The sequence below is a fragment of the Verrucosispora sp. NA02020 genome (genome assembly GCF_013364215.1).
Lineage (GTDB): Bacteria > Actinomycetota > Actinomycetes > Mycobacteriales > Micromonosporaceae > Micromonospora.
The window spans coordinates 1758496-1771271 of the sequence record NZ_CP054923.1 but is presented as its reverse complement, the minus strand read 5'-3'; the positions used below and the strand labels follow the sequence as shown (position 1 = coordinate 1771271).

At 71.6% G+C, this 12776-nt stretch carries 15 protein-coding genes; 8 read left to right on the top strand and 7 right to left on the bottom strand.

Annotation, left to right across the window (positions count from 1 at the left end):
• Positions 1 to 162: 162 nt before the first annotated feature.
• The 3 genes from rpmB to HUT12_RS07770 all read left to right on the top strand — a co-directional run bounded on the left by rpmB (position 163) and on the right by HUT12_RS07770 (position 3504).
• On the top strand, positions 163 to 354 hold the full coding sequence (gene rpmB, locus HUT12_RS07780; protein WP_093401721.1) for a 50S ribosomal protein L28: 192 nt from the start codon (positions 163 to 165) through the stop codon (positions 352 to 354).
• 295 nt (positions 355 to 649) lie between these two features.
• Positions 650 to 2011, top strand: coding sequence for an IS4 family transposase (locus HUT12_RS07775; RefSeq protein ID WP_176092250.1), 1362 nt, complete (start codon positions 650 to 652; stop codon positions 2009 to 2011).
• A gap of 131 nt (positions 2012 to 2142) precedes the next feature.
• A complete protein-coding gene (locus tag HUT12_RS07770; RefSeq protein WP_176092250.1) occupies positions 2143 to 3504 on the top strand; it encodes an IS4 family transposase in 1362 nt (453 codons plus the stop codon).
• 42 nt (positions 3505 to 3546) lie between these two features.
• On the opposite strand, the gene HUT12_RS07765 is transcribed toward HUT12_RS07770, so the two are convergent.
• On the bottom strand, positions 3547 to 4014 hold the full coding sequence (locus HUT12_RS07765) for a GNAT family N-acetyltransferase (RefSeq protein WP_131053809.1): 468 nt from the start codon (positions 4012 to 4014) through the stop codon (positions 3547 to 3549).
• Between the two features lie 41 nt (positions 4015 to 4055).
• Complete coding sequence (locus tag HUT12_RS07760; RefSeq protein WP_131053808.1) at positions 4056 to 4994, bottom strand: thiamine-phosphate kinase; 939 nt, start codon at positions 4992 to 4994, stop codon at positions 4056 to 4058.
• A 166-nt stretch (positions 4995 to 5160) separates the two neighbouring features.
• Here HUT12_RS07760 and HUT12_RS07755 point away from each other — a divergent pair, with 166 nt between their 5' ends.
• Both HUT12_RS07755 and HUT12_RS07750 read left to right on the top strand, forming a co-directional pair.
• Entirely contained in the window at positions 5161 to 5394 is a 234-nt protein-coding gene (locus HUT12_RS07755) for an Lrp/AsnC ligand binding domain-containing protein (protein WP_088646044.1), read from the top strand.
• Complete coding sequence (locus tag HUT12_RS07750; protein WP_131053807.1) at positions 5395 to 6015, top strand: DUF3515 domain-containing protein; 621 nt, start codon at positions 5395 to 5397, stop codon at positions 6013 to 6015.
• Positions 6016 to 6069: 54 nt separating this feature from the next.
• Here the strand turns inward: HUT12_RS07750 and HUT12_RS07745 are convergent, their stop codons facing one another.
• A complete protein-coding gene (locus HUT12_RS07745; protein WP_176092949.1) occupies positions 6070 to 7176 on the bottom strand; it encodes a D-alanine--D-alanine ligase family protein in 1107 nt (368 codons plus the stop codon).
• A gap of 157 nt (positions 7177 to 7333) precedes the next feature.
• Positions 7334 to 7570 (bottom strand): hypothetical protein, encoded by a 237-nt coding sequence (locus HUT12_RS07740; protein WP_131053805.1) that lies wholly within the window; start codon positions 7568 to 7570, stop codon positions 7334 to 7336.
• A gap of 275 nt (positions 7571 to 7845) precedes the next feature.
• Here HUT12_RS07740 and HUT12_RS07735 point away from each other — a divergent pair, with 275 nt between their 5' ends.
• The 3 genes from HUT12_RS07735 (at position 7846) to HUT12_RS07725 (ending at position 9643) form a co-directional block, all read left to right on the top strand.
• Complete coding sequence (locus HUT12_RS07735; protein WP_131053804.1) at positions 7846 to 8691, top strand: helix-turn-helix transcriptional regulator; 846 nt, start codon at positions 7846 to 7848, stop codon at positions 8689 to 8691.
• 4 nt (positions 8692 to 8695) lie between these two features.
• Positions 8696 to 8896 carry a DUF397 domain-containing protein gene (locus HUT12_RS07730; RefSeq protein ID WP_131053803.1) on the top strand — a complete coding sequence of 67 codons (201 nt, stop codon included), beginning with the start codon at positions 8696 to 8698 and terminating at the stop codon, positions 8894 to 8896.
• 162 nt (positions 8897 to 9058) lie between these two features.
• On the top strand, positions 9059 to 9643 hold the full coding sequence (locus tag HUT12_RS07725; protein WP_176092948.1) for a hypothetical protein: 585 nt from the start codon (positions 9059 to 9061) through the stop codon (positions 9641 to 9643).
• 37 nt (positions 9644 to 9680) lie between these two features.
• On the opposite strand, the gene HUT12_RS07720 is transcribed toward HUT12_RS07725, so the two are convergent.
• Genes HUT12_RS07720 through HUT12_RS07710 form a run of 3 tightly spaced genes read right to left on the bottom strand, consistent with a single transcriptional unit; the run spans position 9681 to position 12771 of the window.
• Positions 9681 to 10733, bottom strand: coding sequence for an ROK family protein (locus HUT12_RS07720; RefSeq protein WP_176092947.1), 1053 nt, complete (start codon positions 10731 to 10733; stop codon positions 9681 to 9683).
• A 38-nt stretch (positions 10734 to 10771) separates the two neighbouring features.
• Positions 10772 to 11623 (bottom strand): putative protein N(5)-glutamine methyltransferase, encoded by an 852-nt coding sequence (locus tag HUT12_RS07715; protein WP_176092946.1) that lies wholly within the window; start codon positions 11621 to 11623, stop codon positions 10772 to 10774.
• Positions 11623 to 12771: a cystathionine gamma-lyase gene (locus tag HUT12_RS07710; RefSeq protein WP_176095685.1), complete on the bottom strand. Its 1149-nt coding sequence runs from the start codon at positions 12769 to 12771 to the stop codon at positions 11623 to 11625. Before HUT12_RS07710 ends, HUT12_RS07715 begins: the two co-directional genes overlap by 1 nt.
• Positions 12772 to 12776 lie beyond the last annotated feature (5 nt).

Here is a 12776-nt window from a genome sequence, read left to right as displayed (position 1 = left end):
CGTCCGGGTTCCCGGCGGGGCCGGTCCTGCGGCCGGACGGTGGCCGCCGAGGCCGGGCCAGGCCCGATTGGGCAGCCGGTTCACCCATCGGGTACCCTGGCCAGGTTGCCCGGGCAGCACCTGCCGGCGACCTCATGAACGTTTCAAACCCAGGAGTATCCCGTGGCTAGCGTGTGCGACGTCTGTGGCAAGGGACCGGGCTTCGGCCACAACGTGTCCCACTCGCACCGGCGGACCAACCGCCGCTGGAACCCGAACATCCAGTCGGTGCGTACCCCCGCCGGTGGCGGCACGACCAAGAAGCTGAAGGTCTGCACGTCCTGCATCAAGGCGGGCAAGGTCGCCCGCGCCTGACGCGGGAAGACACTGTCGTTCGATGCCGGTGGGCCGATGGCCCACCGGCATCGTCGTGTCCGCCCCCGGGAGGTCCGTACCGCCGGCACCGACTCGCCGGCACCGTACCGCCGGCATCGACGGGGCGCCGGCACAGATGTTAGGAAGGGTCCCCTGCTATGCACCAGGCGTTAGCAGCAATGCCGCTCAGTTAGGGCGGTGTGGTGGATGTCAAGCGGGGTGTAGACGTGGACGGCGGGGTCTCGGTATAGAGGTTTGTCACTCCAAGACAGCCTCTGGACCGGGAGCCCCGCCGTTGGAACAGTCTGCCATCACGTCCACGATCAGGGTGGCTGCGGGGCGGTTCGCGCCGGGCCATCTGGGTGAGTTGACGCAGCAGGTGCCGTTCGAGATGGTCGATGCCGTTCTGGCTGAGGCCGGTGGTGTGCAGTCGCGGGTGCGGGATCTGCCGTCGCGGGTGGTGGTGTATCTGCTGCTCGCGGCGGGGCTGTTCGCTGAGGTCGGTTACCGGCAGGTGTGGGCTCGGTTGGTCGCTGGGCTGGACGGGTTGACGGTGGCGCTGCCGACGTCTTCGGCGTTGTCGCAGGCTCGCCGTCGGGTCGGGGACAAGCCGCTGGTGGCGTTGTTCCGGTTGCTGTCGGGTCCGCCGGCGGGGGCCGCCCGGTGGCGGGGTCTGCTGGTGTGCGCGATCGACGGCACCAGCATGTTCGTGCCCGATACGGCGGCTAACCTGACGGTCTATCCGCGTCAGGCGGGCAGCCACGGTGGGTCGGGGTATCCGATGCTGCGGCTGGTCGCCGTCGTGGCGTGCGGCACCCGCGCTGTCATCGACGCGGTGTTCACCCCCATCAGCACTGGCGAACTCACGTGTGCGGGGCGTCTGTTGGGCTGCCTGCGCCCAGGCATGCTGCTGCTGGCCGACCGTGGGTTCGCCGCCCGTCAGATGATCGAACAGTTCGCCAGCACCGGCGCTGACCTGCTCATCCGCGACAAGGACGACCGGCGGCTGCCCGTCATCCGCCGCCATCGCGACGGGTCCTGGCTGTCTGTCATCGGCACGATGACGGTCCGGGTCGTTGACGCCGAGATCGTCGTGAGCATGAACGGTAAACGCCACGTCGGCCGGTACCGGCTGATCACCACCCTCACCGACCAGCGCCGCTTCCCGGCCATGGACCTGGTCACCCTCTACCACCACCGCTGGGAGATCGAGACGACATATCTGGAGTTGAAGTCCACCCTGCGGGGCGGACGGGTCCTACGAGCCCGAACCCCGAACGGGATCAGTCAAGAGGTCCACGCCCTGCTCACCACCTACCAAGCGGTCCGGCTGGCAATGGCTGACGCCACCGCCAGCCGGCCCACGACCAACCCCGACCGGGCCAGCTTCACCATCGCCGTCCACGCCGCCCGAGACCAGATCACCCAAGCCGCTGGTGTCATCGCCGGCACCGTCATCGACCTCGTCGGCACCATCGGCCGCGCAATCCTGGCCGACCTGCTACCCCCACGCCGCACCCGAATCAGCCCCCGCGTGGTCAAACGCGCGATCTCCAAACACCGCGCCAAAGGCACCATCGACCGCACCAACTACCACGCCACCATCAACATCAACATCCTCGAAACAGCAGCATTGACAACCCGCCCACCGCCCTAACTGAGCGGCATTGCAATGCCGCTCAGTTAGGGCGGTGTGGTGGATGTCAAGCGGGGTGTAGACGTGGACGGCGGGGTCTCGGTATAGAGGTTTGTCACTCCAAGACAGCCTCTGGACCGGGAGCCCCGCCGTTGGAACAGTCTGCCATCACGTCCACGATCAGGGTGGCTGCGGGGCGGTTCGCGCCGGGCCATCTGGGTGAGTTGACGCAGCAGGTGCCGTTCGAGATGGTCGATGCCGTTCTGGCTGAGGCCGGTGGTGTGCAGTCGCGGGTGCGGGATCTGCCGTCGCGGGTGGTGGTGTATCTGCTGCTCGCGGCGGGGCTGTTCGCTGAGGTCGGTTACCGGCAGGTGTGGGCTCGGTTGGTCGCTGGGCTGGACGGGTTGACGGTGGCGCTGCCGACGTCTTCGGCGTTGTCGCAGGCTCGCCGTCGGGTCGGGGACAAGCCGCTGGTGGCGTTGTTCCGGTTGCTGTCGGGTCCGCCGGCGGGGGCCGCCCGGTGGCGGGGTCTGCTGGTGTGCGCGATCGACGGCACCAGCATGTTCGTGCCCGATACGGCGGCTAACCTGACGGTCTATCCGCGTCAGGCGGGCAGCCACGGTGGGTCGGGGTATCCGATGCTGCGGCTGGTCGCCGTCGTGGCGTGCGGCACCCGCGCTGTCATCGACGCGGTGTTCACCCCCATCAGCACTGGCGAACTCACGTGTGCGGGGCGTCTGTTGGGCTGCCTGCGCCCAGGCATGCTGCTGCTGGCCGACCGTGGGTTCGCCGCCCGTCAGATGATCGAACAGTTCGCCAGCACCGGCGCTGACCTGCTCATCCGCGACAAGGACGACCGGCGGCTGCCCGTCATCCGCCGCCATCGCGACGGGTCCTGGCTGTCTGTCATCGGCACGATGACGGTCCGGGTCGTTGACGCCGAGATCGTCGTGAGCATGAACGGTAAACGCCACGTCGGCCGGTACCGGCTGATCACCACCCTCACCGACCAGCGCCGCTTCCCGGCCATGGACCTGGTCACCCTCTACCACCACCGCTGGGAGATCGAGACGACATATCTGGAGTTGAAGTCCACCCTGCGGGGCGGACGGGTCCTACGAGCCCGAACCCCGAACGGGATCAGTCAAGAGGTCCACGCCCTGCTCACCACCTACCAAGCGGTCCGGCTGGCAATGGCTGACGCCACCGCCAGCCGGCCCACGACCAACCCCGACCGGGCCAGCTTCACCATCGCCGTCCACGCCGCCCGAGACCAGATCACCCAAGCCGCTGGTGTCATCGCCGGCACCGTCATCGACCTCGTCGGCACCATCGGCCGCGCAATCCTGGCCGACCTGCTACCCCCACGCCGCACCCGAATCAGCCCCCGCGTGGTCAAACGCGCGATCTCCAAACACCGCGCCAAAGGCACCATCGACCGCACCAACTACCACGCCACCATCAACATCAACATCCTCGAAACAGCAGCATTGACAACCCGCCCACCGCCCTAACTGAGCGGCATTGGCGTTAGCAGGGGACCCTTCCTTTCACGCTCAGAGGGTGCGGCCGAAGGACAGACAGCCGGGCTCGGCGGCGTAGAACCCGAAGTTGGGGATCCGCTCGTAACCGGCACCGGTGTACATCGCGATCGCCTCGGGCTGCCGGTCGCCGCACTCCAGGATGAGCCGCTTACGGCCGTGCTCGCGGGCCGAGCGCTCGATGGCCGTGAGCACCGTCCGGGCCACCCCCCGGCCACGGGCCTGCGGGGCGGTGTACATCCGCTTCAGCTCGGCGGTGTCGCCCTCGTCGCCGTGACTGCGCCAGCCGCCGCAACCGACCGGCTGCCCGTCGAGGTGAGCGACCAGGAACGCCCCGGCCGGGGGCACGAACTCGTCGGGGTCGACCGGGGTCTCGTCGCCGCTGCCGCCGTACCGGGCGCCCAGGTCGGCCAACGCGGCGGTGATCAACCGCTGCGCGACCGGGGAGTCGAAGGGCACCACATGGATCTCGATCTGCTGCACAGGTAAAGGGTACGACCCGACCCGCTCCTTACCCGGCGGGGTCACCGGAAGTGATCCCAGCCGCCCGGACCGTCGAACGGCCGCCCGTCCACGGTCACCCCGGAGCCCTCTTCGACCCGGCCGACCAACCGCCATTCGGCGGGCAGCGCCGTCGTCGGCGGGAACGTCGCCACCAACGCGTGGTCGTCGCCACCGGCCAGCAACCAGGTGTACGGGTCGACGCCGAGCGCCTGCGCGGCGTCCCGCATCTGCGGCGGCACCTCGAAGGCGTCCCGGGTGAGGTCGACGGTCACCCCGCTGGCCCGCGCCACGTGCCCGAGGTCGGCGAGGAGCCCGTCGGAGACGTCGATCATCGCGGTGGCGCCGAGCCGGGCGGCCTGCGGTCCCGCCGGATAGGGCACCTCCGGGCGGCGGTACGCCTCGACGAGCAGCCGGGGCGTCCGGAATCCTCGGGAGAGCACGGTGAATCCGGCCGCCGCGTACCCGGTGCGACCGGCCAGGGCGACGAGGTCCCCGGGTCGCGCCCCGCTCCGGGTCACCGGGGCACGACCACCCAGGTCGCCCAGGGCGGTGACCGCGATGGTCAGGGTGGGACTGGCGGACATGTCCCCGCCCACCACGCTGGCGCCCACCTCGGCCGCCTCGGCACCGAGCCCGTCGGCGAGCTGTTCCACCCAGTCGGTGTCCGCGTCGGCCGGTACGCAGAGCGCCACCAGCAGCGCGGTCGGGTCGGCACCCATCGCCACCACGTCCGCGAGATTCGCCGCCGCCGCCCGGCGCCCGATGTCGTACGCGCCGGACCAGTCCCGGCGGAAGTGCCGCCCCTCCACCAGGACGTCCGTCGACGCGACCACCCGGGCGTCGGGCGCGGCGACCACCGCCGCGTCGTCACCGGGGCCGAGCAGCACCGTGGAGCCGTACGACAGGCGGGAGGTCACCCGGTCGATCAGCCCGAACTCGCCGACACCCGCCACGCTCACGCCGCTGCTCCGTCACGCCCCGTGCCGACCGGGGACGTCGTCGCGCTGAGCCGCTCAGCTCGCTCGCTCACTGCTTCTCCTTGGCCACCGATAGGGATCACCCCTGGTCCGTAAGGTACTTTCTCCCTTCGGGCCGCTTGACGGCGGCGACGGAGGGAGGTCGAGCGTGGTACAGGCGTACATCCTCATCCAGACAGAGGTCGGTCGGGCACGTGACGTGGCCGGTCTCATCGCGGATCTCGCCGGGGTGGTCCGGGTCGACGCCGTCACCGGGCCGTACGACGTGGTCGTGCTCACCGAGGCCAACACCGTCGATGAGCTCGGCAAGCTCATCGTCAGCAACGTGCAGATGGTGCCCGGCATCACCCGCACCCTGACCTGTTCAGTGGTGCGGCTGTAAGTGGACGAGACCACCAGGAAGCCCACCGACGACGACCGCACCGAGGGCGCGAAGGCGCCCGACCGCACGAACCGCTCCGCCGCGCTGATCGCCACCGCCGTGGCGTTGCCGGTGGCGCTGCTGGTGGGCGCCGTCGCCTGGGCCAACCTCCCGTCGAGTGAGCCGGCCGCCACGCCCACGGCGTCACCGAGCACCGCTGCTCCCCGGTCCACCACCCCAGTCGAGATGGCCGCTCCGGACCTGGCCGAACGACCGACCGTGGTGTGTCGCGCCCTGTTGTCGCAGTTGCCGGAGACGGTCCGCGACCTGCCGCAACGGCCGGTCTCGGCCGGTCCCGAGCAGAACGCCGCGTACGGTGATCCGGCGTTGACGGTGGCCTGCGGTGCCGATCGCCCCGCCGTGGCCCGCGACGCGCACCTCTACCTGGTCAACTCGGTCTGCTGGTTCGCGGAGGAGGGGCCGGACGCGACGGAGCTGACCACGGTCGACCGGGAGACGGAGGTGACCCTGCGGGTGCCGCACTTCTACGGCGAGGCGTTGCAGTGGGCCGCCCCGATCTCGGCGACCATCGTCGAGTCGATCCCGTCGGCCGACTCGAAGCCCACCGGCTGCACCGCCTGACCCACCCGCCGACGGCGGGCCGCCCCGGTGGCGGGCCCGCGTCGGGGTGGTGACTCAGTACTGCCCGGGTCCGCGGGTGAGCGCGGTCCGGATCAGCCGGTCGATCAGCTTCGGGTACTCCAGGCCGGCCGCCGCCCACATCCGGGGGAACATCGACGTCGGCGTGAAGCCGGGCATCGTGTTGACCTCGTTGAGGTAGACCTCCAGCTCCGGGGTGACGAAGAAGTCGGCCCGGGCCAGGCCGGCGCAGTCCAGCGCCTCGAAGGCGCGGACGGCGTAGTCGCGTACCTGCCGGGTGACCCGGTCGGGCAGGTCGGCGGGGAGGTCGTACTCGCAGGCGGACGCCGCGTCGATGTACTTGGCCTCGAAGTCGTAGAACTCGTAGTCGCCGACCACCCGCACCTCGGCGAGTACGGACGCCTCGGGCATGCCGCCGGCCTCGCCCTCCAGCACGCCGCACTCGATCTCGCGTCCGACGATGGCGCCTTCGACCAGGACCTTGTTGTCGATCTGCCGGGCGGCGGCGATCGCCGTCTCCAGGTCGGCCCAGTCGTTGACCTTGCTGACGCCGAACGAGGACCCGGCCCGGGAGGGCTTGACGAAGACCGGCAGGCCGAGCCGTTCCTTCTCCGCCTCGCTGAGCGTCATCCCGCTGCGCAGCACCGCGTACGGGCCGACCGGGATGCCCTCGGCGGCGCAGAGCTTCTTGGTGAACTCCTTGTCCATGGCGGCGGCCGAGGCGAACACCTTCGCCCCGACGTACGGGATGCCGGCCATCTCCAGCATGCCCTGGATGGTGCCGTCCTCGCCGTAGGAGCCGTGCAGCACCGGGAAGACCACGTCCACATCGGCCAGCGCGCGGGGCCCCTCGGCCGGGTCGAGCACCAGCAGGCCGCTGCCGGTCGGGTCGGCGCGCAGCACGATGTCCACACCGGACTGGGCGGTGATCTCGGGCAGCCGGCGCGCGCTGATCGCCAGCTGGGCCGGGTCGCCGTTGGTCAGCACCCACTGCCCGGCCCGGGTGATGCCGACCGGCACCACCTCGAACTCGTCGGGGTCGAGTGCGGCGAGCACGCTTCCGGCGCTGACGCAGGAGATGCCGTGTTCCGGGCTACGGCCGCCGAAGACGATCGCCACGCGGGTCTTGCCTGGGGTGGTCACTGCGGTCACCTTTCCGGGACGCACTGCTGGCGCTCTCCCGGATGACCTTACTGTGCGTGGCGGGAGCGGGTGGCCGATACCCGGCGGGAACGCGGGATGGCCGCATTCGGTCAACGTGTCATATACGGTGCGTTACTGGTCGCGCATGTCGACCAGGTCAACCGACCAGTTCCCGCTCGCCGAACGCGTGCCGCCGGCCGATGGCGATCACCTTGACCCGCTGCCGGCCCGCGCGCACCATGCCCAGGGCCATGAACGCGCCGGCGATCCGGTCCGCCGCCTCCCGGCTGTTCGCACCGACGACCTGACGTCGGCGCTCCGGGGCGACGCGCTCGTTGCGACCGTCCATCTCGTACGGACGGACGTCGGTCAGGACCACCAGGAAGCGCGTCATTGCCGGCCGCCGAGGCGCTCGGCGCACACTCGCTGACCAGTCAGCACGTCGATTCCCTTCCGGTGGCCGACAACTGGCGCGGCACGCGGCGGTCGGGTACGGGGGAATAACCCGACCGCCGCGCGCCCCATCCCCTCCGGTCGCTCACCACCACCGTCGCCACGACAACCGGCGGTGAGGACGCGCTAACAGACTGACAGGTCCATGGGCATGAATGCAACTCTCACCGACGTTCTCTCATGTACAGAGTCCCAAATACGTGCGACCATCGATGCATGGCACCGAAGACCGCTCGCGCTCGCCGGTTGGGCCTCGCGCTGCGCCACCACCGGGAAGCCGCCGGCCTCACGTTGGAGGCCGCGGCGGACGAGATCAACAGCACCCGTAGCACGCTCTCCCGCTACGAGAACGCGCAGACACTGGTCAGCCCCGCCACCGTGCGGGCGCTGCTCACCCTCTACGGCGTCAAGGCCGAGGAGGTCGCCGCCGCCGTCGCGCTGGCCAAGGACGCGCGCAAGCCGGGCTGGTGGGTCTCGTACTCGTACCTGCTCGACCGGCGCACCATCGACTTCATCGCGTTGGAGGCCGAGGCCACCGGCATCGCCAACTTCGAGCCGTCGGTGATGCCGGGTCTGTTGCAGACGGCCGACTACATCCGCGCGGTGATGCGGGGCGGTCCGCACACGCTCAGCGACAACGACGTCGAGGAGCGGGTCCACATGCGGCTCGACCGGCAACAGCGGGTCTTCGAGCAGGATCCGCCGATCTTCGACGCGATCCTCGACGAGGCGGCGCTGCTGCGCCCCGTCGGCGACGAATCGGCCATGCAGGGGCAGCTCAACCATCTGCTCAAGATGAGCGATCTGCCGAACATCACCGTGCAGGTGATCCCGTTGTCCGCCGGCTACCACCGGGGCACCCGGGGGTCGTTGCACATCCTCGAGTTCGCCGACCCGGAGGACCCGATCATCGCCTCGGTGGAGACCGTCGCCGGCCAGATGATCCTGGATCGGCCCGGTGACCTGCGCACCTGCACCAAGATCATGGAACACCTGCGGACTGTCGCGCTCAGCCCGGCGGACAGCCGTGACCTACTCGTGAAGACCCTGAAGGGACGGTAAGAGGATGACACCGACGACCAACACCGTGGTGGCCGTGGCCGGGTGGCGCAAGAGCAGCCACAGCGGCGACGAGGGAGCCTGCGTGGAGGTGGCGGTCGTTCCCGGCACGGTGGCCGTACGCGACTCCAAGGACCCGAGCGGTCCACTGCTGCACTTCCCGCCGGCCGCGTGGACCGCCTTCGCCCAGTCGCCCCCGACCCCCTGAACCGGGTCCGCACTCCCTGAGCCGTACCACCACACCCAGGACCGCTGACCGGGCCGGTAAGGGCACCGCCGGCCCGGTCAGCCCCGGCTCGGGTGCCGACGCGCTACCCCGGCGGTGCTACCTTCACGGCCGACGATGCCGCCCAGCAGCCCGGGGGTCCGTGTGGAGAGAAAGTACGGCGTCCTGATCGCCGTCGTCGCGTCGACGGCCAGTCTCGCCATCGTCGGTTCCCTCGCCGGGTACTACCTGGCCGACCGGGGATCGCCGACCGTCGAGGCGGGATCGGACCGGAGCCCGGAGAACGCGACGGACCGGGACCGGGCCCCCGCCCGGGACGCGGACGACGCCCCGCAGACCCCGGTGGGCACCGACCGGCAGACGTACCGGCTCGACCGCCAGATCTACCAGGAGTCGTCGTTCCGGCTCACGCTGACCGGCGCCGAGACCTCCGACGGCACGCTGCGGCTCACCTTCCGCTACCGCAACGACTCGCCGCTGCCGTGGCCGTTGGTCTGCCCGAGCCGCGAGGACGACCTGAACTCCTCCGCGCTGACGCTCGCCGACGGCCGCACCGTACGCCCCACCGACACCTGGTGCGCCGCCGAACGGGCCGGCGAGGCGGTCACCGTCGCCCCGGGGCAGTCGACCGACACGTGGGGCGTCTTCCCCGTCTCGCCGTCCCCCACCGAGCCCTTCTCGGTGAGCTGGTACGACTTCCCGGTCCTGACGGACGTCCGACTGGGCTGACCGGCGACCACGGTCGGTCGCCCACCGACGACCGGGGTCAGTCGCCGACCAGCGGCAGCGGTGCCGGCAGGTCCCGGGCCGCCTCCAGCGCGGCGAGCGCGACGCCCCGCGCACCGGCCATGTCGCGCTCCGGCACCAGGGCGAACGTGGCCAGCGCGGCCTGCTCCATGCGGAGCGCGGTGTGCTCGCGGACCGCCGCGAGGAACCAGTCACGGAACTCCGGTGCCGTCTCCACCACGCCACCGCCGACGAAGTACGCGTGCGGGTCGGTGAAGTTCGCCGCGATGGTGAACAGCGCACCGAGCGCCCGCGCCTGCTGCGCGAAGATCTCCCGGGCCAGGTCGTCGCCGCGCTCGCCGTACCCGCGCACCAGTTTGGCCGCCCGGTCCGGTGACTCGTCGGCCAGCGGATGCCCCGGGTAGCGCGTCAACCAGTACGGCAGCAGGTTGCGCCCGATCGCGGTCAGCGAGGCCACGCTCTCCACGTCACCGGCGAAACCGCAGGCGCAGGTCGGCACCGGCTGCTCCGGGGCCAGCACGGTGGTCAGCGGGATCTGCACGTGCCCCAGCTCACCGGCCATGCCGGCCGCGCCGGACACCACCCGGCCGTTCTCCACCACGCCGCCGCCCAGTCCGGTGCCGACGATCGCCGACACCGACGACCGCCGCATCGCGTCGGCCCCGAAGTGCACGTGGTGGGCGTAGAGCGCGGCGGCGTTGCCGTCGTTGTGATAGACCACCGGCAGCCCGATCCGGCGTTCCAACGCGCCCCGCACGTCGTACCCGCGCCAGGCCGGCTGGGAGAAGTTCGTCGAGCCCTTCGACGAGATCACCCCGGTGGCGCTGGCCGGACCCGGCGTGTCCAGCCCGACCGCCCGGACCAGCTCGCGGGGCACGCCCGTGCGGGCCAGCACGCCGTCGAGAGCCCGCGCCATCGCCGCCACCGCCGCCTCCGGCCCGGCCTGCACCTCGCTGGGCGTCTCCACCAGCTCGTCCACCAGGAACCGCCCGTCGAGGGTCAGGACCGTGGTGTTGTTGCTCGTACCTCCGTTGTCGATCCCGACGACCACCGGCACCGCTGCGCCATCCACCCGAAACCCGCCTCCCGCCGTCCGAACCTGACGCGAGGTTAGTTCTCGGTCCGTCGGCCCGCCATGCCCACGCGGCGGTTCGCGTCCCGATGTCCGGCACAGACCGGCCGGCAGGCGGTCATCGCGGTGGCCCCCAGATCGCCGTCGCGGACCACCTCCGGCACCAGCCCGACCTCCGTCAACACCGCCCACAGCTCGTCCACCTGGTCCTCCCCCACCTCCACCACCAGGTGCCCGCCGGGCGCGAGCCACCGGGGCGCGGTGGTGGCGACCCGACGCAGCACCGCCAAGCCGTCCGGACCGCCGTCCAGCGCCACCGGCGCCTCGTACCGGCGGGACTCGGGCGGCAGCAGCGGCATCGCCGCCGTCGGCACGTACGGGGCGTTCGCCACCACCAGGTCCAGGGCACCCCGGCAGGCGGCCGGCAGCGGCGCGAAGAGGTCACCGCAGAGCACCGGCACCGCCAGGTCGGCCAGGTTCCGTCGGGCGCAGGCCACCGCCGCCGGGTCCAGGTCGACCGCGGCCACCAGCCGGGGCGCGGTGAGTCGACCGGCCAACACCCGGGTCACCGCGCCGGAACCGCAGCAGAGTTCCACCACGGCCGCGGCCGGCCCGGTCACCGCCACGGCGGCCGAGACCAGCAGGGCGGTACGCGACCGGGGCACGAAGACCCCCGGCCGTACGTCGATCCGCTCACCGCAGAACTCCGCCCAGCCGAGCACGTACTCCAACGGCTCACCGGCGACCCGCCGGTCGACCAGACCGGCCAGTGTCTCCGGACTGTCGGCGCCCTCCACCAGCAACCGGCTCTCGTCCTCGGCCCAGACACAACCCGCCTCCCGCAGCCGGCGCACCAGGGCGTCGAACTCGGCCGGGGAGACGGGCCCCATCAGGCCGCCGCGTCCAACGCGGCCGCGACGTCGGCGACCAGGTCGACGGTGTCCTCCACCCCACAGGAGAGCCGGACGAAGCCGGGCGCGGTGTCGTCGCCCCACTGCGCCCGCCGGTCGGCGGTGGTGTGCAGGCCGCCGAAGGACGTGGCCGCCCCGACCAGCCGGGCCGCGTCGAGGAACCGGGCGACCCGGTCGGCGTCGGCCAGGTCGAAGGAGAGCACACCCGGCATCCGCCGCAGTTGCCGCGACGCCACCGGGTACGCCGGGTCGTCCGGCAGCCCCGGCCAGCGCACCCCCGACACGTCGGGCCGGGCCACGAGCAGCCGGGCGATCGCCTCGGCGTTCGCCGTCTGCCGGGCCAGACGCAGGTCGAGAGTGGCCAGCGACCGGTGGGCCAGCCAGGCGTCGAACGCCCCGGGCACCGACCCGGCGACCGTCCGCCAGGAGGTGGCCTGCTCCAGCAGTGCGGTCGACCGGGTGGCGAGGTAGCCGAGCAGCAGGTCGGAGTGCCCGGTCAACGCCTTGGTGCCGGAGGCCACCACCAGGTCCGCGCCGAGGTCCAGCGGACGCTGGCCGAGCGGCGTCGCGGTCGTGTTGTCCACCGCCAGCAGGGCACCGGCCGCGTGCACCCGCTCGGCCAGGGCCGGCAGGTCCACCACGTCGAGCCCCGGGTTGGCCGGCGTCTCGACCAGCACCAGGCGTACCCCGGTGAAGTCCGGGTAGGGCCCGACGGTCGGCGCGAACAGCACCCGGACCCCGTTGCCGGCCAGCGTGTCGGTGGCGAACGCGCGCACCGGGAAGTAGCCGTCGGCGGGCAGCACCACCGTGTCACCGGCCCGCAGCACCGCCAGCAGCAGGCCGGTGATCGCCGCCTGGCCACTGGCGAAGACCCGGCAGTCGCCACCCTCCAGCTCGCCGATCGCCGCCTCCAGGAGCCGGCGGGTCGGGTTGTCCGGCCGCCCGTAACCGTTCGGCGCCGCCGCCGGTCCCTGCCGGGGATCGAGGTGGTACGGCGCGGCGAAGACCGGACCGGGCAGGAAGGGCGCGCCGGGCGTCGGCTCGGGCAGACCCGCGTGTACGCACCGGGTGCCGTCACCGGCGGAACCGGGCGTCCGGGCGTGCTCCTCGGGGGAACGGAAGCGCATCTCGT